The sequence below is a fragment of the Marinifilum sp. D714 genome (assembly GCF_030851345.1).
Classification (GTDB): domain Bacteria; phylum Bacteroidota; class Bacteroidia; order Bacteroidales; family Marinifilaceae; genus Marinifilum.
On sequence record NZ_JALPNU010000002.1, the window covers coordinates 174,810 to 200,988 of the forward strand.

Genomic DNA, 26,179 nt, shown 5'->3' on the forward strand with positions numbered 1-26,179 from the left:
TTATGACCATTGCAGTACTTGCAATGCCAAATGCGTTGGCAATATCTTCGTTGCAAGGATTTCAATGCCATATTTGTTGCTCGTATTTCTGATTTCTTTATTTAGATGTTAATAATAGTGGTCAAATAATTGTTTTGAATCAAAATATTTAGCTGAAGAGCAAAAAATAACTGATTAAGTGATTATAATTTTGTAGGTTTGGTGTGATGTATTAAAAATATTTAACTTATGAAATTACAATATGTATTAAAACAATTACTTGCCATTTTATTTGTGGCATCTAGCTTAAGCTCTTTTGCACAGGATAAAGTTTATCGGGATGCCGATGGAAATTGGATCAGCCATGAAGAATTCGATTCCTATATTTATTGGGGTAAATATCTTAGTCCGATACCAAGTTTTCATGATAATAAAAAGGCATTTAAAAAGTTTTTTAGAAACTATAAGAAAAATAAATCAGAGGGCATACAGCTCCTAAAAGCTGATGAAGATGTACTTCAGCTTAAGATGGAAGAGTCCTTAAAGCGTTTAAAAGTTGAGAATAACTTGGGTAAAGAACTGCCAAATTTTATTGCCACCGACCTGGAAGGTAATACATACAACATTTCAGAATTGAAAGGTAAAGTGCTTGTGTTTAATTATTGGTATACTGGTTGTTTGCCATGTCTTACGGAGGTGCCGGCTTTAAACAGACTGGTTAAAAAATATCAGGACAATAAGGATGTCGTATTTATTTCATTTGCTCCCGATAGTTTGGACGAGCTTAAGGAACATTTAAAAGAGGCCTCATTTTTGTATCCTACAGTGCAGTTTTCTAAAGAATTGCGTTCATTGATGAAGTTAAATGCTTACCCAACAAATGTTGTTATAGACAGAGATGGGAAATATGTTTTTCAGACTAATGGAGTAGGCTTTGGCTGTGTTAGTTTTATTGATAAAGCGATTCAAAAAGCCTTATAGCTTATTCTTAGGGTATTATAATAGTAGTTCGTTGTGATTAAATATCTAGATAGTCCTTATTTGCAATCCCTTTAGAATACGATTTGAGGTGCAAAAATTTAAAATATCGACCTGTCAGGTTTTCAAAACCTGACAGGTCTTTTTTTTTGCCTTCAGGTTGGCAGCATTCCAAAAGCCCATCCTCCTTTACTTGACTTGCATCTACATATTCCTTAATTTTATTCTCATGCCATTTTTACTATGAAAATAGTGTGTTGGTATATTCCCAAAACACAACCTCTCTTTGGCTTTATCGAAGCATTGAATTTCGGATGAAGCGTATGCAACACTAAAAACTTTAAAGCTTGAAAAACGAAAAAGATGAAACGTAAAAATTTGCTGGTAGCCTTGTTGTTTACCGCATTATTTGTGATGGTTTGTTATCAGCCATTATCGGCAGGATGGATTATTAAGTCGAAAACTACGGGTGAGTATGAGAGTAGTTGGAACGAGATGTATTTACAGAACAATGTATTTAAAATGCTTGATGAGGGGCACATTTTCATTATAAATGGAAATACGCGCGATCTTACCTTTGTAAATGTGCAAGAGAATACCTATTGGAAAGGAAACCTGGACGATTTCAAAAACAAAATGAAAGAGTTTTTTGGCAAGGCAATGGATCAGTATTCTGCGCAAATGGAGGAGGCAATGAAAAACCTTACGCCCGAACAACGTGCCATGATGGAACAAATGGGGGCGAATAATCCAATGCTTAACAAGATGCAAGGCACAAAAGCAAAACCTCCCGTGGTAGATATTGTGTCAACTGGCGAAGTGATGACGATTGCCAAAAGATCGGCCAAAAAATACATTATAAAATCGGATGGAAAGAAGATGGAAGAGGTTTGGCTGGCAGAAAATATGATTTCGAGCAAGGATTGGAATCCGGAGATTTTTAGGGATTTGGCCGAAAGTATGCGCATGGGAATGGCTTCGTCGGATTACGAAGATACCGATGAGTATTGGAGCTTGCACAAGAAAGGGATTCCATTAAAAACGGTTTATTTTCAAGAGGATTATACGGTTGTTGATGAGGTGGTGGAATTAACGGAGAAAAATCTTCCAGCCTCTACCTTTGCGCCACCATCGAATTGCAGAGAGGTAAGTTTAGAGCATATTTTTCAGAATATGGAAGAGTAGGGATCAAAAGGGAAGAAATTTTGCAATTGATTAGCTCTTGGAGGCATTTTATACCATTTTTAATTAAACCTTATTAGTTATTGGTATTTATCGCTCAAAAGAGCTTTTTTATTTTGTAAGTGCTGTATTTCATTATATTTGTCGCTCTAACACAAAATCAACTAAAATGAAGTACAATTTACTTGCCTTGATATTGGCATTTGTGATAAGCTCATGTTCGAGCGATGGAGAGAAAGACTACAGAGAAGAAAACGATGCGGAGATTGCCGCTTATCTAATTGAAAACAATTTGAATGCAACGCGATCTGAATCGGGTTTGTATTACGTAATTGAGGATGAGGGTGCAGGTAGAAACATTAGCATGATTTCGGATGTAACGCTAACTTACAAAGGTTACACTACAAACGGAGAAGTGTTTGATACAACTGGCGATAATTTGGCTTCGTTCAATCTGCAAAATGTAATTAGAGGATTTGCTGAAGGCTTGTCTTATATTAACGAAGGAGGTAAAGCTACCTTATTGATTCCTGCACATTTGGGTTATGGCAGTAAGGATCATGGTAACATATCGGCAGGATCGGTTCTTATTTTCGAAGTAGAGGTGTACTCACCTGAGATGATTGCTGAGAAAAACGATACTGACATTCAGGCTTACATCGAAAATAAAGGCTTGGATGCTACAAAAACAGAATCGGGCCTATACTATACCATGGACGTGGTTGGAACAGGAGCGCAGCCAACTGAAGAATCGAAAGTGAAAGTTGTGTACAAAGGCAGCTTTTTAAATGGAACAAAATTCGATGAAAGTAGTTCGGTAGGTGTTGATATTGATTTAAGCCAGGTAATTGAAGGATGGAAAGAAGGAATTCCGTTATTTAAAGAAGGTGGAAAGGGGAAGTTGATTATTCCAGCACACTTGGGATATGGCAGTTACAATTACAGCGGTATGCCTGGGGGTTCGGTTTTGGTTTTCGAGATTGAGCTATTAAAAGTAAATTAAGCTTAAGTGCTTTAAGAGAATATAAAGAAAGAGGCTGTTCCTTTTAGGAGACAGCCTCTTTTGTTTTTTAAGCCTCTTCGGTTTCAGGCTCGTGATTGTATTTTTTGTAATTAAAGTATGCTATTAAACTAAGAGCAAATAGAATTGCTACTGAGTAATATACCCAAACTGGTATTGGTACAGGATCACCTTTTGCATAGGAATGAAGTCCGGCAAGGTAATAGTTTACTCCAAAGTAAGTCATCAAGATTGATGAGTAGGACCATATCGATACCAAATTGAAAGTATAAATTGACTTTAATCCAGGAATGAAACGCATGTGCAATACAAAGCTATAAACCAAGATACTAACCAGTGCCCAGGTTTCTTTTGGATCCCATCCCCAGTAGCGTCCCCATGATTCGTTGGCCCAAACTCCGCCAAGGAAAGTACCAACGGTAAGGAAATACAAACCAATGGTCATGGTCATTTCGCTAATGCGACTCAAATCAACAACATTTTCAGCAATAACATCTTTGTTTTTGTTGTTCTGAAGAATATACAGCGTCAGGTTGATCATTCCCAATATTGCACCTAAGGCCAAAAATGCATAACTCGAAGTAATAACAGCAACATGAATGGTCAACCAGTAAGATTTCAACACAGGAACCAGGTTGGTTACTTCAGGATTCATCCAGCTAAGGTGCGCTACAAATAAGAACAGGCCAGCCAATACTGCAGTTGCGGCCAAAGCCAATTTCGATTTTTTTGCAAATATAAATCCGGCCAACAAACATCCCCAGGCAATAAAGGTCATGGTTTCAAAACCATTACTCCAAGGAGCACGTCCGGCAACGTACCAACGAGCTGCCAATCCGGTTGTGTGCAGAAGAAATCCAATTCCTAAAATTACCATAGCTATTCCTACTACCCATTTTATTGGAAAATTAGGACGTAGGATATGCGTTACCAGAAAAATAATCAAGAAGAACCCAATTGTTAAATAGTAAGGGAACAAGCGCTTAAAAATATTAAGGTTGTTGTATAGGATTTCTACCTTTTGTTTTGATTCCGATGGCATCACTTCACTTCCAAATTTCTTCTGAAATTTTTTAATACCATCAATATAAGTGTCTGCGGCTTTTGTATTTCCAGAGTTTAAAGCCTGACTCATCAATACAACCGACTTTTTAATGAACAAGGAGTCATCGGTAGCTGCAGTTACCTTTGATGTTGGGTTATACCATGAACCCATTTTATCGTTGGGATTAGGAAAGATTTTCAAGAACTCACCAGTGAATACCATGTAGGAAATGTTTATGCGTTCGTCAACTGCCATAATCTCTTTGTCGTAAGAAGAACGATGAGCAGGTTTTTTAGAGTAAGCATCCTGAACCTTTTTACTTAGCTTGTACTGGCCCATTTCATTTACGAAATCTTTAAAAGCGCCGTATTTACCTTTAATGCCAAGTTCATTTGCCAATTCCGAATTGCCAACTTTAATCATGTTAACAGTTTGCCACTCTTGTGGATTAACAATCATACTCAGGAAGATCTGCTCGGCAGGATAACCTTTGAACTTTCCTTTTTTGGTTACTTTTCGAACCACTTCACTGGCAAGAGTGTTTACAGGTTCAAACCTTCCACCATTATCCTGAATTATGACTTCGCCAAAACTTTTTGCTTGCTCTATTGGTACAACTTTTAAGTCTTGAGCATTTGCGCTAAAGCTATTTCCAACTAAAACAAAAGCCAAAATGGCAATAAGCTTCATCTTTCTCGATTGGCGACCTAAAATTTTGAATCTACTATGAGGATTAATCAAGGACCAGGCCATTCCTACCATTAATAGGAAATATCCAAAATAAGTAATTGTCATTCCCCATCGATCATGATTTACAGAAAGTATGGTTCCGAGCTCATCGGTATCATAAGAGGCCTGGAAGAATCTGTAGCCTTCGTAATTTAGTATGTTGTTCATATAAATTCGGTAATCTTTTTTAATGCCTTTGGTTTCATCAACAAGAGTTACTTCGCTAGCAAAAGAAGAAGGACTGTTAGAACCTGGGTATCTTTCCAGTTGAAAATCGTTAAGCTTTAAAGAGAATGGTAGTTCCAGTATTTTTGAGCCATAGGCAATGGAGATATTCACATCGCCAACCGAGGTCAATTCTGCTTTGCCTAAATAATCTTTTTTACCTTTTACAATTAGTTCCTTCTGATAATCTCCATTTTTAACATCGAATACCATGAGAGTAGGAGCATTCTTGTCCTGACCTTGAACGTACTTAAATTTGGCAGCAGGATAGAAGTTTTTAATTACAAGTTTTGTACCGCCAACGTCATATAATTTTCTTGGTGAAACAACGTGCCATTGTTTAGCAGCCATCGGAGTGGCATCGCCACCCATCATGCTTAACTCCTGCATTGGCATCGGGCTCATCATTCTTAAACTATCTGTGTAATTAAAAACAATAGCATTAGGATGAGGATTGCTTCCAAAAGCTAACAAGTTGCTATCAACCATTTTTTGTGAGTTGTACTCCAAAGTAAAGTTTTGCATTCCACTCATTCCGGAACTACCTACAGCAACCATTTCCATCACTGGGGCACCGCTCATATCTTGAACTAGAGTAGTTTGAGCATTAGGAATAAATGTTTTTAATTTAATATCAACTCTACTGCCATCAACGGAAATTCTCTCATTAAAGTCATCTGATTTAACGGAAGAAAGATTGAACTTCTCACTTACCTCAGATGTTTTGCCATTCTTTTCCAATTTTACATCAATGTATGAATCCATTGTGGTAATTTGGTTGGTAGCGTGTCCTTCTCGAATGTGCATGTTTCCTTCGAATCCTACGTAGCGAGTAAATGCAGAACCTACAATTATTACAATGAAAGAAGCATGGAAAATAAAAATAGACCATTTCTCGCGCTTGTATAACTTATATCTAAGAATATTGGCTATCAAGTTAAGCGTAAGTAACAAAAGTAAAAGCTCGAACCAGAGAGCATCATAAACCATTGCTCGAGCTGCCGGAGTTCCAAAATCATTTTCTATGAACGTTGCTGTTCCAATCGAAAATGCAAACAGGATAATGAGTACGCCCATCATCTGCATAGAGAATAGAAAATTCAAAAGTTTCTTCATCTGATTCAATATAGTTTTAAAAAGTACGCTAGTACTACTGGTTAGTTTAGAATGTTAGTGTAAATAAATTGGATTTCAAGATACGCTTTTCTTTATAAATTAAAAATCGACGCATATCGGTCGATACGATGAAAAATCTATGTTTTTATGTCAATGAAAATGCGTAACTTATTGCTTTCTAGATGATAATCGAAGAGGATGGGATTGTGTCATAAGTTATATGATCTTTTTTGCGTTTAAAATTAAAAATGAGGAGTTCTGATTCTATTCTTATTAAGATTAAAAATAAATTAAGATGCGAAAGTGTTTTGTTTCTTTTAGTCAAAATCATCTGAGAGTCAAGAATGAAAATAGGATAAAAAGGTATTAAAATTTAAATATAATAAATTTAAATAATCCATTTATCTTGAAATGATTTAATAATTCAATTAGTATTGTAACATATTATATAATTACTGAATTGAATTAGAGATTTTTAATTTAAAATCTAACCAAACTATGAAAAAACTATTTCGCCTATTGCTAGTCCTTTTTCTAGGACTGGTGCCATCATTAGTAATGGCTCAGCTTACCTTTACCGGAGAAATCAGACCACGTACAGAGTATCGTCATGGTTTAAAATCACTTTTTAACTCTTCTGATGATGCTGCTTTTGCAACATCGCAACGTACACGTTTAAATTTAGGATATGCAGAAGAAACATTCCGTGTTGGATTGTCGGTTCAGGATATCCGCACATGGGGGGATGTTGCTCAATTAAACTTGTCTGATAAGAATCAATTAATGCTTCATGAAGCATGGGGAGAAATTATTTTTAATGAAAACTTCTCTTTAAAGGTTGGTCGTCAGGAATTGGTATATGATGACTCACGAATTTTGGGTAATGTAGGTTGGGCTCAACAAGCCAGAAGTCATGACCTGGCATTGCTTAAGTTCAAAACCGATGAAAATGGTAAATTTCATGTTGGTTTTGCGGTAAACAATGATGCAGAATTCCTTGCAAGACAACTGTATACAACCAATTACAAAAGCATGCAGTTTGCATGGTACAACAGAAAATCGGAACAATTTGATTTTAGCTTGTTGTTTATGAATGTTGGACTGGAAAGAGATGCTGATCCTTCAGGAGCCGTAGATAGGGATACAAGATATAGCCAAACTTTTGGTACCCATATGAACTATCGTCCTGGAAAAATTTCTTTCACAGGTTCGTTATATGCTCAAACAGGTAAAGATGCCGGGGATAATGATTTAAGCGCATACATGTTCAATTTAGGTATGAAATTCCCTGTTGCAGATAATTGGAAAGGTAATGTAGGTATCGAAATGTTATCAGGAACCGATGATACAGAATTGGAAGATAACAACTCATTTACTCCACTTTTTGGTACAAACCATAAATTTAATGGTCATATGGATTACTTCTATGTTGGTAATCATGTTGGTGATGTTGGTTTAACTGATATTTATGGTGGATTAAATCATTCAAAGGGCCAGTGGTCATTTGCAACTGCAATTCATTTGTTTTCAACTGCTGCTGATCTTTATTCAGGTACAGAAAAACAAGATAAATATTTAGGAACTGAGGTTGATTTATCTGTAGGATATAATTACTCAAAGAGCGTTTTGATTAAAGCTGGTTACTCGCACATGTTTGCAACGGATTCGATGGAAGCATTAAAAGGGGGTGACAAAGATGAAACTCAAAACTGGGCTTGGGTAATGCTTGTATTTAAACCAAATTTCTTGAAAAAATAAGGCAAACTCAATACATCTAAACTTTTGCTAATGGTAAGATTATTTAAATTTTTAACACCACCTCCAAAATGGAAACTTCCGGTTTATGTAATACTGGGGATATTCTTTGGCTTAGGGTGCTATGTGCTTTATCTTTCTAAAGCAGCATCTTATCTGTCCGATGCTCCCGAGACTTGCGTAAACTGTCATGTTATGGCTCCACAATATGCTACATGGAACCACAGCTCGCACCGAGAAGTTGCCACGTGTAACGATTGCCATGTTCCTCACAATAATGTCTTTAATAAGTACTATTTTAAAGCCAAGGACGGATTGCGTCATGCAAGTATGTTCGCATTGAGAATGGAACCAGAGGTAATTTTTATACTTGATGAGGGGAAGGAAGTAGTTCATAACAACTGCATCCGTTGTCATAGTCAACAGCTGACTGATCCGAAACTGGCAGCTCAAGTGCCAAACCATGCCCACAATACTCAAGATAGGGTTTGTTGGGAATGTCACCGGGAAGTACCACATGGAAGAGTGAATAGCTTATCTAGTGTTCCACATGCCAGGGTGCCACTTCCTGAAAGTCCAGTGCCAGACTGGTTAAAAGAATATATGAAAGAAACTGAATTAGAAAACGAATAAAACTTAAACTAATATACTATGAAACCAATACAAGAATCTGTAGGCAAAAAACCAATGTTGGGATGGTTGATCTTCCTGGTCACTTTGGTTGTTGTATTCCTACTTGGATTGTTAGCTTCATCTATCATGGAAAGAAGGGCAGAATCTGTTTATGCCTATACTCCACAAGTGGAGCACGGACAGTGGGAACCAAGAAATGAAGTTTGGGGCGAAAATTTCCCAAGACAATTCCAATCGTACTACAAAACTGCTGATACCATTTTCCGAAGCAAGTATAACGGCGGTGCAATGATTGATATGCTTGAGGTTGACCCTCGATTGGTTGTACTTTGGGCTGGTTATGGATTTGCAAAAGACTATAATCAAGGTCGTGGGCATTACTATGCTGTAGAAGATATCCGCAATACATTGCGTACAGGTGGACCAAAGAACGAAAAGGATGGTCCAATGCCTAACACTTGTTGGACTTGTAAATCTCCAGATGTTCCTCGATTGATGAATGAGGTTGGAGTTGCAGAATTTTACAAAGGAAAATGGGCAGGCAAGGGGCACGAAGTAGTTAATCCTATTGGTTGTGCTGACTGTCATGATGCAGAAACTATGAATTTGCGTATTTCCCGTCCGGCTTTGATTGAAGCTTTCGAAAGAATGGGGAAAGATATCAATAAAGCATCTCATCAGGAAATGCGTTCATTGGTATGTGCTCAATGTCATGTGGAGTACTATTTCAACAAAAAGCGTCCTGGTGCAGAAGGCGTTCCTTACTTAACTTTCCCATGGGATAAAGGTATGGATGTTGAGGCTATGGAAGAATATTACGATGAAATTGAATTTAAAGACTGGACTCATGCATTAAGTAAGGCACCTATGTTGAAGGCGCAGCATCCAGGTTACGAGGTATACTTAAAAGGTATTCATGCTGATCGTGGTGTTTCTTGTGCTGATTGTCATATGCCTTACAAATCAGAAGGTGGACAGAAATTTACAGATCACCATATTCAATCTCCTCTGAATAACGTTGCTAACTCGTGTCAGGTTTGTCACCGTCAGGAGACTGATAAGTTGATTAAGAATGTATATACTCGTCAGGATCAGATAATCGAAAACCGTGATAAACTTGAAGAATTGTTAGTACGTGCTCATGTCGAAGCTAAAAAAGCTTGGGATCTTGGTGCTACTGAAGAAGAAATGAAACCAGTATTGAAGATGATTCGTCACGCACAATGGCGTTGGGATTATGCAGCTGCTTCTCACGGAGGATCATTCCACGCTCCAACTGAAATAGGTCGTGTTATTACAACTGGAGTAGAGCGTGCACAAGAAGCTCGTATTGCTTTGGTTCGAATTTTCCACAAATATGGATTTGAAGGTGAAGTTCCTTATCCAGATATCGCGACTAAGGCTAAAGCTCAGGAGTTTATCGGCCTTCCAGTTGAGAAGTTGAAGAAAGAAAAAGAAGAGTTTAAGAATGGATTCATGAAGGAATGGGATAAGAAAGCAAAAAAACGTGAAGCTACTTACCAAGTAAAAATGTAATTGCATACCGTTCAAATATAAGGTTCAAGTGCCGTCCATTTTTTGGACGGCATTTTTATAAGATTCAAAAAATGTTACGATCTTAACGAATCTTGTTTAAAAATTGAGATATGAGTAAACCCACTAAACCATTATGGCAAACCCCTTGGGGATATGCCGAAAGCTTTGTAATTGCATTCGGATTACTATTAATTGGATTTCTATTGGAATTTACAATTCAATCCAATTCAGGAGTATCTATCAAGTATCCAATGAATTTAATTTTAGGAGCAATCTTTATAACGTTTATATTGGTGTTTTATCGATTGATTCGCAAATCAAATCTGTACCATTTTTTATCGGGAGTTCCTGCCTCGGTGGGTGCAATTGCTGTTTTAACTCTTTTGGTTATAATTATGGGTATTACTCCTCAGGTTTCGATGCAAGAAGAGAATCTGATTACACGCTTGAGTTTAAATCAGCTTACCACCTCTTGGCCGTTTCTGTTCATCAACCTATACCTGTTGGTTGTTTTGGCATTGGTAATTGTACGTAAGAGTTTTCCTTTTAGATTAAAGAACTGGGGCTTTGTATGCAGCCATTTGGGTTTATGGATAACCATTTTTGCAGCTGGATTAGGTTCAGGCGATCTAATGCGATTAAAAATGGATTTGTATACAAATAAAACAGAATGGAAGGCTTACGATAATAATGGGAACTATTACGAATTGCCGCTTGCCATTAAATTGAACGATTTCTTGATTGAAGAGTTTAATCCGAAGCTGGCAGTGGTTGAAAATGAATCGGGGAAACTTTATGAAGCAACAAAACCTTCAATGATTATGATTGAAGATGAGTTGGAGTGTACGCTTCATGATTGGAATATTAAAATTGATGATTTTCTTGTGTCATCAGGAAGGGTAGGTGAGAAGTATCATCAGATGTATGATTTTGGAGCAGCTCCGGCAGCTAAAGTTAGTGTGGCTGTAAATTCATCAGATACACTTTCTGGCTGGATTTCTTGTGGAAGTTTTAACCGTCCTCATGAGTCGCTAAAACTTGACGATAATTACTCGTTGTTGATGACAGTACCGGAACCTAAAAAGTTCTCTTCTAAAGTCACCATTTTTACTCCTGATGGACAAAAGGAAGAGCAGGTTCTTGAAGTGAATAAACCACAAAGCGTAAACGGATGGAAAATATACCAGCTGAGTTACGATGAAAAAATGGGAAAATACTCTAATCTAAGTGTAGTAGAAGTAGTAAAAGATCCTTGGCAAGTTTATGTATATATCGGCATTTTCATGATGATGATCGGAGCCATTTACATGTTTTGGAGAGGAAATAAAGTAACGATTAGCAGTGAGCAGTAATATTGCTGATAACTGTTTACTGATAACTGTAAACTGAATAAGATGATTTGGAACTATTTTTTAATGGCAGCGGGTGTGAGTTCTGCAAGTTGGATTTTATCGGCATTAATTCCTAAAAAAGATTTTATCAGGAATTTATTGGTGCTAATAGGTATTCTTAGCATGGCTGTTTATATTGGATTTTTATGGAATAGTCTTGAACGTCCTCCTTTAAGAACTCTTGGAGAAACAAGGTTGTGGTATTCATTGTTTATATCAATTATTGGATTGATTACCTACTATCGTTGGAGATATCTTTGGATGCTTTACTATTGCCTGTTTATGTCGCTCTTGTTTTTGTTTATCAATTACATGCATCCCGAGAATTTTTCAAAAACCTTGATGCCAGCCTTGCAGAGTCCTTGGTTTGTTCCGCATGTAGTTGTGTACATCATTTCCTATGCATTTTTGGCAGCTTCTTCTCTTGTAGCCATTTATGGTTTGTATCAAGTAAAAAGAGAACGGTTCGACGAAAAATATATGCTTGTAGCAGATAATTTGGTTTATCTTGGCTTCGCATTCTTAACCTTTGGACTACTTTTTGGCGCTTTATGGGCCAAAGAGGCCTGGGGGCATTATTGGACCTGGGATCCGAAAGAAACCTGGGCATTCATCACCTGGATGGGATATTTGGTATACATCCATCGCCGATATCAGAAACCAAGAAAGTATGTTTCGGCTTTATGGATTTTAGCGTTGGCATTTGTAATTCTTTTGGTGTGTTGGTTCGGAGTAAACTACTTGCCATCAGCTCAATTTAGCGTACATACCTATAGCATGCAACCTTAAAGTTAATAAGAGACCATTGGTTGGTGGGAGACCATCGTAGCTACTAGTGGGACATCACCATAGGTACTAATGGCAGGTCGCCATAAGTACTAACGAGAGACTACCATAAGTACTAGTGAAAGGGTGCCACGAAGATGAGTATAAAAGTAAATTTGTATTAGAGATTGTACAAGATATAAAAATGCCAGTTCGAAAGAACTGGCATTTTGTATTATAAATAGCTTGCTTATTCTTGCTTAAGACCTGCAGGCCCCAGGTAAGTTGCATCTCCTAATCCTAGAATTGGGTAGAAAATAAATGGTAAGAAAATTAATCCAAAGGTAAAACCTGTACCTTTTCCAAAACTTTTAGATAAAAGATGGATCATTCTAATGGCAATTATAATATTCACTATTGGAACAAAAAACAATAGTAATAACCACCACCATGGTTTTTCAATGATTTTTAGCCATACTATTGTACTGTAAATTGGAATAATGCAAGCCCAACCAGGTTGGTTTGCCTTTTCATAGGTTTTCCATGCTGATACAATCATTAATACAATCAACCCTAAATAAAAAAGTAATCCTATTGTCATTCTTTTAATTCTATTATTCTCCTACTCGTATGGCTTTTCGGATGCGCCCCGTTTATGGTTTCTGGACTCCATTTATCAAGTAGGCGCGAATGTAACAAATTAAATTATTATGCTTTCTTATTTCATGTGTGCTTTTTGCTTCAGAAGTATTGAATTTATTGATGGTTGAATCAATTAAATCTATCAAAGATTAAGAGGATAGGTTTTTCAATAAAAACGCCGGTTCATACGAACCGGCGTTTTTTATGCTTGTAGCTGTAAGCTGATTGCTGACAGCTATTATTATCCTTCAATTTTGTGAAGTACCATTTTCTTGGCTTTTTCGATAGCTTGTTCTAATCCTTTAGGATCTTTACCTCCAGCTGAGGCAAAGAATGGTTGTCCGCCACCACCACCTTTGATTTCTTTGGCAGCTTCACGAACAATATTTCCTGCATGCAAGTCATATTCTTTCACAAGGTTGTCAGAGAACATGATGGTTAGGTTTGCTTTTCCACCCAAATCGGCACCTGTGATGAATACCAAATTATCAACTTCACCTTTTAATTGGAAAGCGATGTCTTTTAAATCAGCAGCACTTCCAACAGTTAATGGTTCAGTAATGAAATTTACATCTTTGGTTACAGATATGTTCCCTTTAAGGTCATTCTTCATCACCTTTAATCGATCCTTCATAAAACCATCCAAATCCTTTTTCAAACCTGAATTTTCAGACATCAAATCTTCAATGTTTTTAAGAAGGTTTTGGCTCGATTTAAATATTTTTTCAATATTTCTTAGAGTATTCAGCTTGTCGTTGATGTATTGTTCTGCTTTATCAGCGGTAATGGCTTCAATTCTTCGAACACCAGCAGAGATAGCTCCTTCAGAAATGATTTTGAACAAACCAATCTGACCTGTTGCTTCTACGTGAGTACCACCACATAGCTCAACAGAGTCATCAAATTTTACAACACGAACCAAATCGCCATATTTCTCACCAAACAATGCCATTGCACCCATATTTACAGCTTCAGCCATTGGGATGTGATTCTTGATTTCAACAGCAATATTCTCTCTGATTTTCTTGTTTACGATTGCTTCAACTTTCGCAATTTCTTCTTCACTTACTTTTTGGAAGTGTGAGAAGTCGAAACGCAAGTGATCAGGATTTACCAAAGAGCCTTTCTGTTCAACGTGATCGCCTAAAACTTCGCGTAATGCATGATGCATCAAGTGAGTTGCGGTGTGGTTGTTTGCAGTAAGATTTCTTTTGCTTCCACTTACAACTGCTTTAAAAGTTGCAGTTGGATCAGTTGGCAATTCCTTAGCAAAATGAACAATCAAACCATGTTCTTTCTTGGTATCGATAATGGAAATTTTCTGACCATTTGCTTCAATGTAACCAGTATCTCCAACCTGTCCACCACTTTCACCATAGAAAGGAGTGATGTTGAATACCATTTGGAAAGAATCTTTTCCTTTGCTAGTGATTTTTCTGTAGCGAGTAATTCTTACATCTGTGCTTAGGTAATCGTAACCAACGAATTCCTCAACATCATCTTTTAAAAGCTCAACCCAGTCGCCAGTATCAACCGAAGTTGCCGAACGAGATCTGTTTTTCTGAGCTTCCATTTCAATATTAAACTCCTTGCGATTTACAACCAAATCTTGCTCTTTCAGAATCAATTCGGTCAAATCCAATGGGAATCCGTAAGTATCATATAATTCAAAAGCTAACTTACCAGGAACAACCTTAAAATCGTCAGCTTTGGTTTTTTCAATAATTTGATCTAGCAATTTAATACCATTCTCAAGAGTTCTTAAGAATGAGTTTTCTTCTTCCTTAACTACTTTTTCAATCAAAGTTTGTTGTTTTATCAACTCAGGGAAGTGTTGTCCCATTACTTCAATCAAAACAGGAATCAATCGATACATGAATGGATCCTTGAATCCAAGGAAGGTATATCCGTAACGAACTGCTCTACGAAGAATACGACGAATTACATATCCAGCCTTGTTGTTTGATGGTAATTGTCCATCAGTAATCGCAAATGCGATTGTTCTGATATGGTCGGCAATCACGCGAAGAGCAATGTCAATTTCTTCATCTTTTCCATATTCTTTACCACCCATTTTAGCAATGGTCTGAATAATTGGTTGGAAAACATCGGTATCGTAATTCGAAGTTTTTCCCTGCATTGCCATACACAAACGCTCAAACCCCATTCCTGTATCAACATGCTGATGAGGAAGAGACTCTAGAGAACCATCCGCCTTACGGTTGAATTGCATAAATACAAGGTTCCAAATCTCAATTACTTGTGGGTGATCCATATTTACAAGATCTCTACCTGAAGTAATTTTTCTTTCTTCATCACTTCTTAAGTCGATGTGAATTTCAGAACAAGGGCCACAAGGACCTTGATCACCCATTTCCCAGAAGTTATCTTTTTTATTACCGTTGATAATATGATCTTCTGGAAGGTATTTCATCCAATATCCTGCAGCTTCATCATCACGATTCAACTTATCGTCGGCACTACCTTCAAAAACAGACGCGTATAAACGATCCGTTGGCAATTTATAAACTTCAGTTAAAAGTTCCCATGCCCAATCAATGGCTTCCTTTTTAAAATAATCGCCAAACGACCAGTTTCCTAACATCTCAAACATGGTGTGATGATAAGTGTCGTGTCCTACTTCTTCGAGGTCGTTGTGTTTTCCTGAAACACGAAGACATTTCTGAGAGTTGGCAGTTCTGTTATATTTTACTGGTGAGTTACCAAGAAAGATATCCTTAAACTGATTCATACCTGCATTGGTAAACATCAATGTAGGATCATCTTTAATTACCATCGGTGCCGATGAGACTATTTTATGTTGCTTTGAATTAAAAAAATCCAAAAATGCTTGTCTGATTTCGCTTGAATTCATGAGTCTATTATGTTTTAAATAGATGAGATTTCGTTACTTAGCTTGCAAAGTTAGATTAATTCCTTAATTTTGTTGACTTAAATGAGCAAAAATTTAGACTTTTTCTGCAAAAATTAACCTAAAAGTATTAGATGGCGAAAACAAAGTATCAGTTTAACCCTGAGTCTGTTAGCTACGAAAAGGTAGAAATTAATTTTAAGACACGCTTAGTCAATGTTCTTAAGCATATGGCTTCCAGTTCGGTACTAGCTATTTTTATGGTTGTAGTATTGTTCTATTTCTTCGGTTCACCCAAGGAAAGATCATTGGAAAGAGAAAATCAGAGATTAATAAATCAATACAGTTTATTAAATACAAAGCTACAACAAGTTCAAACTGTTCTGAGTGATTTGGAGCAAAGGGATGATAATATTTACCGTGTTATTTTCGAAGCAGAGCCGATTCATTCAAATATCCGTAGAGCTGGTTTTGGTGGTGTAAATCGCTATAAGCATTTAGAAAGTATGGATAATGCTGAGCTTGTAATTTCAACCACCAAGAAGTTAGATCAGGTTGCAAAATCACTGTATGTTCAAACCAAATCTTACGATGATGTTGAAGAAATGGTAAAGAACAAATTTAAAATGCTTTCTGCAATTCCTGCAATTATGCCGCTTGCAATAAAAGATTTTGGACGTATTTCTGCAGGTTATGGTTGGAGGATTCACCCAATTTATAAAACTCGTAAATTTCATGATGGAATGGATTTTACTGGAAAGATTGGGACTCCAATATATGCTACTGGGGATGGAGTAGTAAAAATAGCCAGAAAAGAGAGAGGATATGGTAAGAAAATCGTGATTGATCATGGTTATGGCTATACAACCATTTATGCCCACTTGGATAATTACAGGGTAAGAAAAGGACAAAAGGTAAAGCGTGGAGAAATTATAGGGGAACTTGGAAATACAGGTATTTCAACAGGACCTCACCTGCATTATGAAGTAAGAAAGGGAAGAAAAACATTAAATCCGATTAACTACTATTTTAATGACCTTACAGCAGAAGAATATGATCAAATGGTTGCATATGCTGAAAACACTGGTCAAACAATGGATTAATTCTACCGATAAAAATTATGAGAACATAAAAAGTGGCACGGAAAAATTTATTCCGTGCCATTTTATTTATTACTTTAGTTAATAAATTATTCCCATGTACTTAGCTTTACCCTGATTAAAAAAGGGGTAAGATTTAAAATTAATCGACGTGCCTTACAAAGAGAAGAAAATAGAAAAGCTTTATTATTCAATTGGTGAAGTTGCTGATATGTTTAAGGTAAATACCTCCTTAATCAGATATTGGGAAAAGGAATTTGATATTATTAAACCAAAGAAAAATAAGAAGGGCAATCGATTTTTCACTCAAGGCGATATTGAGAATTTTCATTTGATTTTCCATTTGGTAAAAGAGCGAGGAATGACTTTGAAGGGAGCCAAGCAAAAACTCAAAGAGAACAAAGAGGATACGGAGAATAATTTTACTGTTGTTTCGCGCTTGCAAGAGATCAAAGATCTGTTGTTGGAAATCAAAGAGGCATTATAATCACTAAAACTTATTAGAATTGAAAGTACGGGATATTATTTCGTCTATAGAAGAGGTGGCGCCATTATCGTATCAGGAATCGTATGATAATGCCGGACTTATTGTGGGAGAATATAATCAGGAGGTTAATGGTATTTTAATCTGTCTTGATGTAATTGAAAGCGTTGTTGAGGAAGCGATTCAAAAAGGAGCGAATCTAATTATTGCTCACCATCCGATTGTATTTAAAGGCTTAAAAAGATTCAATGGGTCGAACTATGTTGAGCGAACTGTAATGATGGCCATTAAGAATAACATTGCCATTTATGCAGCACATACCAATATCGATTCGGTTCGTGGTGGAGTAAGCGAGAGAATTTGCGATTTAATAGGTTTGCAAAACAAGAAGGTCTTGTCTCCAATTAATGGTGACCTTAAGAAATTAGTAACTTTTGTTCCTAATGATCATGCGCAAAAGGTGAGAGAAGCTCTTTTTAGTGCTGGAGGTGGCAGTATTGGCAATTACGATTCGTGCAGTTTTAATGTGGAAGGAGAAGGAACTTTTCGAGGTGGAGAAGAAACAAATCCTTATGTAGGAGAAAAAGAGAAACTACATTTCGAGAAGGAAGTAAGGGTTGAAACCATTTTTCCTAAGCATTTAAAAGGAAAAGTAGTAGGAGCAATGCTAAATGCTCACCCTTATGAAGAGGTTGCCTATGATATTTACTCTTTAGACAATAACAATCCACAAGTGGGATTAGGTATGATAGGAGAGTTGGAAAGTGAAGAAGACACGATCGATTTTTTGAGAAGAATTAAAGAAATATTCGGTTGTGGTTGTATAAAATATACCAATATTAATAAGGAAAAGATTAAAAAAGTAGCTGTTTGCGGTGGAAGCGGAAGTTTTTTATTGAGAAATGCCATATCAGCTAAAGCCGATATATTTATTACCGGAGACTTTAAATATCACGAGTTTTTTGATGCTGAGAACAAATTAATAATTGCCGATATTGGACATTATGAAAGTGAACAGTTTACTCGAGATATTTTTTATGAGATAGTTACAAAAAAATTACCTAACTTTGCGGTTCATATTTCTGAGATAAATTCGAATCCAATAAATTATTTGTAAACATATGACAACACAAGATCCAAAAGCTTCAGATTTTAAGGATATTTCAGTTGAAGAAAAATTACGTACGTTGTACGAAATGCAATCTGTTGATTCTGAGGTAGACCAAATTAGAACGCTAAGAGGGGAGCTTCCTTTGGAAGTGCAGGACTTGGAAGATGAGATTGCCGGACTTGATACCAGAATCGAAAATCTAAATAACGAGGTAAAAGAACTTGTCGATACGATTGCTAAGAAAAAGCAAGAGATTAAAGAAGCTGGTTTGTTAATTAAAAAGTACGAAGCTCAGCAGATGAATGTTCGCAATAACCGTGAGTTTGATTCTATTTCTAAGGAAATCGAATTTCAAAACCTGGAAATTGAACTATGCGAAAAGCGTATCAAGGAGTTTACTGCGGAAATGGGTAACAAAAAAGCTTTAATCGAAAATTCAGAAGCTATTTTTGCTGAGAAGAAAGCTGATTTGGAATCTAAAAAAGGCGAGTTGGATGAGATCGTTTCTGAAACTCAAAAAGAGGAAGAAAAGTTGATGGATAAGTCTGAATCTTTCAAAACTAAAATTGAAGAGAGACTTTTAACAGCATATTCAAGAATTCGCTCGAACGCAAGAAACGGATTAGCAGTTGTTACTGTTGAGCGTGATGCATGTGGAGGTTGTTTTAACAAGATTCCACCACAGCGTCAAATGGACATCCGTTCTCGTAAAAAGATTATCGTTTGTGAATATTGCGGACGTATTTTGGTTGACCGTTACATTTGCGATTACGATCACAGTCTTGAGGAAGCTGATAAAGCTGCAGCTGCTGCTAAGCCTAAAAGAAGAACTCGTAAAAAAGAATAGTACGATTTTGAAAAATATAGAAACGGTTATCTTTACGAAGGTAACCGTTTTTTATTATACCATATTGCAATATGAATATATCGGATTATAAAGAATTGCAGAGCTTGAAGGATAAGCGAGAATCGTTTTATATTTATTTTTCAGCTCCCAATTGTGGTGTTTGCGAGGTATTAAAGCCTAAATTGGAAGAGTTGTTTAAGAATGATTTTGACAAATTAAAAGCATATCATGTAGATACTGCAATGCAGCCAGATATTGCTGCCCAGGAAGGTTTGTATACAAACCCTTCTCTACTTGTTTTTATGGATGGGCAGGAAGTTTTAAGAAGAAGCAGAGCAATTGGCTTGGATGAGGTCTATGACTCTTTAAATCGATATTATAAGATGTTTTTCCAGGAATAAAAAATGCCAGTAACTCAATTACTGGCATTTCTTTTAATCTCTTGTTCTAATATACTCCCGTATTCAACATCACTAGTGGACATGCTTCTTCGGTTTGGATACCATGAGCATTTGCTTTTTTATAAAAATTCGGGTTTTCAGTTCCTGGAGGAAATAGAATTCGTTCCGGTTTTAATCCAATGATATAATCATGGTAAGACTCCAGGTTTTTAGGAGAAAGATAAATTGCTACTGTTTGAACTTTAGTCTCACATGGCTTTCCTGTTTGGATTTCTACGTCAGAAATCATTCCTTCCTTGTTGCCTATTGCAACTGTTTCAATATAGTGCTTCCGAAGAAGTTTTACACATTTATTTGAGTATCGATCTTCATTTGTACTCGCACCGATTACGAGTGTTTTTCCTGTATTTTGCATCGTAAAGTATTTATATATCTATATGTAATAAATATAGTGAAATAGCTGATACATTTTGTGAATATGAAAATAAAAAAGCCTTTTACAATATTGTAAAAGGCTTTAGAAATAATATTTAGAGCACTATTTCTCAATTAAAACAGTTGCATAGGCTGATATACCTTCCTGTTTTCCAACAAAACCTAGTTTCTCGGTTGTTGTGGCTTTAATTGCCAAATCATCTAAATCAATTCCCATTACTTTAGCAAGTGTTTCCTGCATTTCAGGAATTAATGGTTTGATTTTGGGTTTTTGTAATGCAATTGTAGAGTCGATATTTCCTATCGAATAACCTTTTTCGGCTATTATTTCAACAGTTTTTTTAAGTAATATTTTGCTATCAATTCCTTTAAAATCGTTCGAAGTATCCGGGAAATGATAACCAATATCTCTCATGTTAGCAGCTCCTAGAAGAGCGTCGCATATCGCATGAATTAAAACATCACCATCAGAATGAGCTACACAACCTTTGTTGTGCTCAATTTTAATTCCTCCCAACCAAAACTCTTCTCCTTCGGCTAATTGATGCACATCGTAGCCAAATCCAACTCTAATCTTCATTATTTAATAATTTTATCAAGATTAGCAGTTAAGGAAAATCTTAAAGTATTTTTAAGAGGGTTGTTTTGTGTTGTTGGAATTAGGTAAGAAAAATCAAGATCGAACATGTTTAATTTTACTCCTAAACCAGCAGTAAAATACTTGCGATTTCCTTTATCTTCATGTTCATAGTAATATCCACCTCTTAATGCAAATTGTTCTTGATACCAATATTCAAGCCCAAGTGACCATGCAATTTCCTTAAATTCTTCGCCCATTCCACCTGGAGCATCTGAGAAAGAACTAAAAATTCCACTTACAACTGATTTATCTGAGGTTTCACTTCCAACAATAACACCACCATTGTCATCTTCACCTAATGATCCGCTATTCGGAGTTGGAACCAAAAGTTTGTTCATATCTGCAGCAATGGTAAGTGAGTTGTATCTGTCCAATTCCATTTTTAATGCAGTACCCAATTTCAAATTGGTAGGAATAAATTCCTTTTCATCATCGTTGGTATAGCTGATTTTTGAACCGATGTTTGAGATGTTTAGCCCCCAAGACCACACCATGTCTCTTCTATTTCTTCTGAATTCATGCTGATAATAAATAGAAACATCAGCTGCAAAAGCATTTCCTGCTTGAGTTTCTATGCCAGCTACGTATTGAGATTGGGTTAAATCTGATCTAATGTATCTGAAAGCAATACCTCCTGAAAATTCATCACTCAGTCTTCTTGAGTATGCAATATCAAATGCCCATTCGTTTGGGTTTTGTGCAACCGGAATGTCTTCAGCTCTTTCCAAAAAAGCAATTTCACCTAACGAGAAGTAACGAAGCGAAGCGCCAATAACTTGATTCTTGTCCAATCGATAATATCCGGTAAGGTAAGAAATGCTCATATCATCAACCAAATCTCTCAGCCAAGGAGTATACGATGCAGAAACACCATAATTTCCATCAATCATGGCAAATTTTGCAGGATTCCAATGCATAGAATTTACATCAGGAGATGTTGCAACACCAGCATCACCCATTGCACCAGCTCTCGAATTTGGAGTAATGGTTAAAAAAGAAACCGCAGTTGAAATGTAGTTTGCACCAGAAGTTGAAGTCTGGGCAGAAACCTTACCAATGCCTGAAACAATTAAAAGACATAGTACGATTGTGATTAAAGTTAGTTTTTTAGTCATAATAAAAATATATAATAGTCTGCAAATATAAATCAATTAACTAGTTTTGTGGAGTTTTATTATTTCAGGATCACTAATTTTTGAAATTTATTTATAGTTTTTCCATTATCAGCTCGAACTTTTACACGATAAAAGTAAACACCACGACCAATGGAATTTCCAAAATCATCTTTTCCATCCCATTGAATAGGCCCAACTCTGTTGCCAGATGAATTAGTGGTAGTTTCTATTGTTTTAATTAATTTACCTGATACTGTCAGGATTTGAATGAGAACATCCAATTCGCTCGAAGATTGATTGTGTTCAAAATAAAAGCCTGTATTTGTAGTAAATGGATTAGGATAATTTAGCACATGTTTGATCACCAAATCAGCTGTTTCGGCAACAACAAAGTCTAAACTGGCAATCGATGAGTTATTCACATTATCCCATACTTTTAGTTGTATTTCATGTTCTCCGGTTTCCAATTCACTAAGCTGGTAACTTACTTTTCCTTTTTTGTAATTGTCAAGGTCAGCTTCGTAGAAATCATTTAGTTCTATAGGACTTTCAGATTTTTGATCCAGTATTGCTATTAAATCATGACCAATGGAGTTACCAACGGTATTGATGCCACTTGCATCTTGAACGATAGCCAATAAAAGGGGATTTTCATTGGTCATTCCCCCAGGGGTAAATTGTTCATCATTCATGTACAATTCTATTTCCGGACCAATTTTATCATCGCTGGCACTTGGATTTGTTCCCCCAACAATAATTGAATTGGTAAAACCTGCAGCATCGGTACCCTTACTTGATGCATAATATGAGATTTTACCTTTACCATATTGATAGTTTATATCTTTTGGAACAAAGAATGAAAAATTGAAAATACCATTTTTAATACTTGCCTTTCCCTTGTATAATATGCTGGTTTGGCTGGTGTACTCAAATGGATCTCCATCATTTCCTCTAGTTGATTTATTGATGGCTTTGTCGTAAATGGTTGGATAAATAATACCATTAAAACTACTTAGGTCGGATCCTGATCCTGAAATAATTTTACCTGACATTTTAATCTCACTAAGAGCTTTTAATGTATCTACAGGTTGTGATATTAACACATCATTTAAGTGTGTACTTATGGCATTGTGTTCCGGATAGTTTAAGCGAAGAGCTGGATCGCCCAAAAGAGTGAAATTTCGTTTGTTGATTCCCGAGGAGGTTGCATTTTTAGTCAATCTCATGATATCACCCAAACGATAAAACTTACCATCTGAGGTCCGTTCAAATGCATAATTGTAGAAATTTTGATTCAGAGTAAAATTTGGAGATGAAAAAACAAGTCGGGTTGTCGTGAATAGTCCAATTCCACCTCCATTATCACGAAGTAGAATGATTTCTCCTGCCGACAATTTTTTGTAGTTGTCGAATCGACTAAACTCACAAGTTGCAGTCATGAAGAGTGGCAGTTTAACAGAGTTTTGCCAGGAGTAAATATCATCAGTCATAAGAATGTGCTCATGAGCAAGACCATTTTCATTACCATGGCCTGTGTAATTCATGATTAATGATCCTTTGTTTATACTTTCGTTGATTTCCGTATTTACACCAGGATATCGCTGACCAGCCGAACTTGTGATTTGTTCAAAATCATCTAAAAATATTCTTTGAGCTCTGTATTGAGGATAATTGTTTTCAATTTGAATGGCTAGCCTGTTGGCATCTCGCATGTGAGTATTGTTATCTTCATCATCACCAATAAAACAAATCATAGTTTGCCAATCTCCTTTTTCTGCAGAATTGTAATTTAGAATTTTATTGACAACGATTTGAGCCTCCTCTGAAGTATTAACAGGGAACCTTCCTATTCCAATATCAACTAGTCCTGTTGCTTCCCCTTCTTCGTCATCCAAAAGTCCAAAATAATCATCGGTTACGAAGGATTGAGTTGGACTAAGAGAGTTTTCGGATTGGTAGGTCAATATTTTATTCGTGTTACTTTCTCTGTCTGATTGGTTATCGAAAGAACCATCTCCGAATAATAACAAGTACTTGATCATGTCTGATTCGCCGGTTGAACGATCGTAGAACATTTTAACAAAATTTCGAATGGCTGAAACATCGGGTGTACCTGAAGAAAATTCATTGAAAATTACATTTTGATCTACAACGGTAACATGTAAATTATCATTGTTTCGGTGGTAAGTAGCAATTTGTTCGGCATGAGATAAAAATTGTTTTGCAGAAACAATTAGCATGTCGGTTTGTGGCAAGGCATGTAAGTTTTGATTTTGTAGGTTGCCAATCACTTTTGGTTCAGGAAAATTACCTTCAGGATTGAAAACAACAAACTCTTTTAAGCTGCTGGTTGATGTGTTAAAACTACCTGTAGTTCCATTTAAGATAAGTGGAATTTGTTTTACCGCATTTTGATTGCTAACATCCCAAACGCTTGTTGAGGCCGAACAGTTTTGAATTTGAAAACGAGAAATGTTACCCGTTGCTACAGATTCAATATCTCTAAATAAGGTTTGCGAACCGTTGAGAGATAGATTGCAGCGAGCATTTACCCTTAAGTAATCTAACCAACCAAGGGATGATGCAGAACTTTTTTCATATTCCAATTTAATATCAAGCTTGCTGTTTGTAGGAGTAAAACTGGTAAATGTCTTTTCTTTCAATCTGGCATAAGTAGCCGTATAGCTACCAGTATTAACTGCTGAAAAATTAATTGTTCCAATATTGTTGGAACCAGAACTCAGTTTTAAACTGGTTTCTGAGGATGATCTTGCAGCAAAACGAGCTGTAACTATTGCACTGGAAGTGTTTAGTATGTTGGAGAAATTAAAACTGTAATCGAATTCTGTTGTTACGTCGAATTCCTGTCCCAACCATAACCTGCCACTTTCCAATAAATTGGTTTCATCAATGTCGATTACTCGATAGTCATTAAAAGAATTAACTGTGTTTGTGAAATTTGATTCTGAGTTTTGTTGTTGTATGATTTGTGCACTTCCTTGATCTGAGCTCAAAAAGTAATATGCATTATTGGAGTACAAATGATTTTCATGAACGAACTCTGATTTTTCTTCGTTGTATCTCCAATTTCTTAGTCCTTTGGCATAAAATAACAGGAAATCACCATCATTAAAAATTCCATCGCCGCCAGTGTTAAAATAGACAGGAACTACAGGAAGGTCATCTTTTACCAATTCTGAATTCATTTTGGGAAGCATTCCACCACCATAACCATAAATACGAACATTTGCCGGATTCGAAATTCCCATATCAATTAATTGCTGATAGGTAATTTTGTGAATGGCAGTTGTGTCAACTGAAATTTTCACCCATTTGCCACTGCTTAAAACAGAATTGCTAGCATAGTTATTTACTGATTTTACACTTCTTTGTTGACTGATCTTTTTGAACCGTAGTTTAAAACTGACTAGTTTTTCAATGGTACCATTTGTTGGATTTTTTCTAATTGGAATAAATTGCACCTTTTGATATTGAATTTTTCTGATTGAAACAGGCTCAGTGTCAGGTATTATTTCTGAAGAAAAAGATTTATTTCGTAAAATTTGCTGTTCGATGGAACTTAACGGTTCAAAATGCGTATCCAATAACTCAACTGAGAAAATTTCTCGGTTTGAACCTGTTCTTTGTAAGTGATAAAATTCAGGTAACCAGTTGTTCGTCAGATCAAGTGAAGCGCTATTAAAGGTTATGGTTCTAATGCTTTCTCCATCAGGAGATGAAATGTAAGTATCAGACCAATCTAGTTTGAAAGTATCGGAAGTTTGGGAAAAACTCACTTTTCCAATCAATAAAATTAGAACAATTATGAGATAGCGCATTTTTTGGTTTTAAGTATCGTTATTGAAAACAGAATTAACGCAAAATAAATAAAACTTTACACATTGACGAGCAAACTGTTTATGATATCTGAAACTTGGTGTTTTTGCTAATTGCTAAAGATATTTTATTAAAAATGATTTAGCTCACAGAATTAAGAGAAAATCATGACTTAAATTTAGCTCAGAGAATCAGGTAGATGAGTAAAGATTAGGTTTTTCTGTTGAAAAATGTTAAATATTTAATAGAAAAACTAAAATCATATACAATAAAATTATAGCACTTTTAGTTATATTTGTTGAGTTAAGTATTTTTGAAGATAAACTACATTCAATCTATT

The 26,179-nt window shown here is 36.1% G+C and carries 20 protein-coding genes; 13 read left to right on the forward strand and 7 right to left on the reverse strand.

Annotation, left to right across the window (positions count from 1 at the left end; genetic code table 11):
• Nucleotides 1-228 precede the first annotated feature (228 nt).
• The 3 genes from M0051_RS02640 (at nucleotide 229) to M0051_RS02650 (ending at nucleotide 3,142) form a co-directional block, all read left to right on the forward strand.
• Nucleotides 229-960, forward strand: coding sequence for a TlpA disulfide reductase family protein (locus M0051_RS02640; protein ID WP_306739988.1), 732 nt, complete (start codon nucleotides 229-231; stop codon nucleotides 958-960).
• A gap of 360 nt (nucleotides 961-1,320) precedes the next feature.
• Nucleotides 1,321-2,142 carry a DUF4412 domain-containing protein gene (locus tag M0051_RS02645; RefSeq protein ID WP_306739989.1) on the forward strand — a complete coding sequence of 274 codons (822 nt, stop codon included), beginning with the start codon at nucleotides 1,321-1,323 and terminating at the stop codon, nucleotides 2,140-2,142.
• 166 nt (nucleotides 2,143-2,308) lie between these two features.
• Nucleotides 2,309-3,142, forward strand: coding sequence for an FKBP-type peptidyl-prolyl cis-trans isomerase (locus M0051_RS02650; RefSeq protein ID WP_306739990.1), 834 nt, complete (start codon nucleotides 2,309-2,311; stop codon nucleotides 3,140-3,142).
• Between the two features lie 67 nt (nucleotides 3,143-3,209).
• On the opposite strand, the gene ccsA (M0051_RS02655) is transcribed toward M0051_RS02650, so the two are convergent.
• Nucleotides 3,210-6,275 (reverse strand): cytochrome c biogenesis protein, encoded by a 3,066-nt coding sequence (gene ccsA / locus M0051_RS02655; RefSeq protein ID WP_306739991.1) that lies wholly within the window; start codon nucleotides 6,273-6,275, stop codon nucleotides 3,210-3,212.
• Nucleotides 6,276-6,773: 498 nt separating this feature from the next.
• On the opposite strand from ccsA (M0051_RS02655), the gene M0051_RS02660 reads away from it, so the two are divergent.
• From M0051_RS02660 to ccsA (M0051_RS02680), 5 genes are all read left to right on the forward strand, one after another.
• Nucleotides 6,774-8,033, forward strand: coding sequence for an alginate export family protein (locus tag M0051_RS02660; RefSeq protein ID WP_306739992.1), 1,260 nt, complete (start codon nucleotides 6,774-6,776; stop codon nucleotides 8,031-8,033).
• A gap of 30 nt (nucleotides 8,034-8,063) precedes the next feature.
• Complete coding sequence (nrfH, locus tag M0051_RS02665; protein WP_306739993.1) at nucleotides 8,064-8,663, forward strand: cytochrome c nitrite reductase small subunit; 600 nt, start codon at nucleotides 8,064-8,066, stop codon at nucleotides 8,661-8,663.
• Nucleotides 8,664-8,681: 18 nt separating this feature from the next.
• Entirely contained in the window at nucleotides 8,682-10,199 is a 1,518-nt protein-coding gene (nrfA, locus tag M0051_RS02670) for an ammonia-forming cytochrome c nitrite reductase (RefSeq protein ID WP_306739994.1), read from the forward strand.
• Nucleotides 10,200-10,309: 110 nt separating this feature from the next.
• A complete protein-coding gene (locus M0051_RS02675) occupies nucleotides 10,310-11,551 on the forward strand; it encodes a cytochrome c biogenesis protein ResB (RefSeq protein ID WP_306739995.1) in 1,242 nt (413 codons plus the stop codon).
• A 42-nt stretch (nucleotides 11,552-11,593) separates the two neighbouring features.
• On the forward strand, nucleotides 11,594-12,379 hold the full coding sequence (ccsA, locus tag M0051_RS02680; RefSeq protein WP_306739996.1) for a cytochrome c biogenesis protein CcsA: 786 nt from the start codon (nucleotides 11,594-11,596) through the stop codon (nucleotides 12,377-12,379).
• 226 nt (nucleotides 12,380-12,605) lie between these two features.
• Here ccsA (M0051_RS02680) and M0051_RS02685 read toward each other — a convergent pair whose 3' ends face one another.
• Nucleotides 12,606-12,956 carry a DUF5684 domain-containing protein gene (locus tag M0051_RS02685; protein WP_306739997.1) on the reverse strand — a complete coding sequence of 117 codons (351 nt, stop codon included), beginning with the start codon at nucleotides 12,954-12,956 and terminating at the stop codon, nucleotides 12,606-12,608.
• A 282-nt stretch (nucleotides 12,957-13,238) separates the two neighbouring features.
• Nucleotides 13,239-15,872 (reverse strand): alanine--tRNA ligase, encoded by a 2,634-nt coding sequence (alaS, locus tag M0051_RS02690; RefSeq protein ID WP_306739998.1) that lies wholly within the window; start codon nucleotides 15,870-15,872, stop codon nucleotides 13,239-13,241.
• Nucleotides 15,873-16,003: 131 nt separating this feature from the next.
• Here alaS and M0051_RS02695 point away from each other — a divergent pair, with 131 nt between their 5' ends.
• From M0051_RS02695 to M0051_RS02715, 5 genes are all read left to right on the forward strand, one after another.
• Nucleotides 16,004-16,972 (forward strand): M23 family metallopeptidase, encoded by a 969-nt coding sequence (locus M0051_RS02695; RefSeq protein WP_306739999.1) that lies wholly within the window; start codon nucleotides 16,004-16,006, stop codon nucleotides 16,970-16,972.
• A 148-nt stretch (nucleotides 16,973-17,120) separates the two neighbouring features.
• A complete protein-coding gene (locus tag M0051_RS02700; protein WP_306740000.1) occupies nucleotides 17,121-17,456 on the forward strand; it encodes a MerR family transcriptional regulator in 336 nt (111 codons plus the stop codon).
• A 19-nt stretch (nucleotides 17,457-17,475) separates the two neighbouring features.
• Entirely contained in the window at nucleotides 17,476-18,570 is a 1,095-nt protein-coding gene (locus M0051_RS02705) for a Nif3-like dinuclear metal center hexameric protein (RefSeq protein ID WP_306740001.1), read from the forward strand.
• A gap of 4 nt (nucleotides 18,571-18,574) precedes the next feature.
• Nucleotides 18,575-19,411: a zinc ribbon domain-containing protein gene (locus M0051_RS02710; RefSeq protein ID WP_120238699.1), complete on the forward strand. Its 837-nt coding sequence runs from the start codon at nucleotides 18,575-18,577 to the stop codon at nucleotides 19,409-19,411.
• A gap of 71 nt (nucleotides 19,412-19,482) precedes the next feature.
• Nucleotides 19,483-19,812: a co-chaperone YbbN gene (locus tag M0051_RS02715; protein WP_306740002.1), complete on the forward strand. Its 330-nt coding sequence runs from the start codon at nucleotides 19,483-19,485 to the stop codon at nucleotides 19,810-19,812.
• Nucleotides 19,813-19,858: 46 nt separating this feature from the next.
• Here the strand turns inward: M0051_RS02715 and M0051_RS02720 are convergent, their stop codons facing one another.
• The 4 genes from M0051_RS02720 to porU all read right to left on the reverse strand — a co-directional run bounded on the left by M0051_RS02720 (nucleotide 19,859) and on the right by porU (nucleotide 25,841).
• Complete coding sequence (locus M0051_RS02720) at nucleotides 19,859-20,227, reverse strand: CoA-binding protein (RefSeq protein ID WP_306740003.1); 369 nt, start codon at nucleotides 20,225-20,227, stop codon at nucleotides 19,859-19,861.
• Nucleotides 20,228-20,350: 123 nt separating this feature from the next.
• On the reverse strand, nucleotides 20,351-20,827 hold the full coding sequence (gene ispF, locus M0051_RS02725) for a 2-C-methyl-D-erythritol 2,4-cyclodiphosphate synthase (protein ID WP_054714467.1): 477 nt from the start codon (nucleotides 20,825-20,827) through the stop codon (nucleotides 20,351-20,353).
• On the reverse strand, nucleotides 20,827-22,002 hold the full coding sequence (gene porV / locus M0051_RS02730; RefSeq protein ID WP_306740004.1) for a type IX secretion system outer membrane channel protein PorV: 1,176 nt from the start codon (nucleotides 22,000-22,002) through the stop codon (nucleotides 20,827-20,829). The genes ispF and porV overlap by 1 nt, the downstream gene beginning before the upstream one ends.
• A 59-nt stretch (nucleotides 22,003-22,061) precedes the next feature.
• The gene (gene porU, locus M0051_RS02735) at nucleotides 22,062-25,841 is read right to left on the reverse strand and encodes a type IX secretion system sortase PorU (protein WP_306740005.1); all 3,780 of its coding nucleotides are present in this window, start codon (nucleotides 25,839-25,841) and stop codon (nucleotides 22,062-22,064) included.
• Nucleotides 25,842-26,179: the final 338 nt, after the last annotated feature.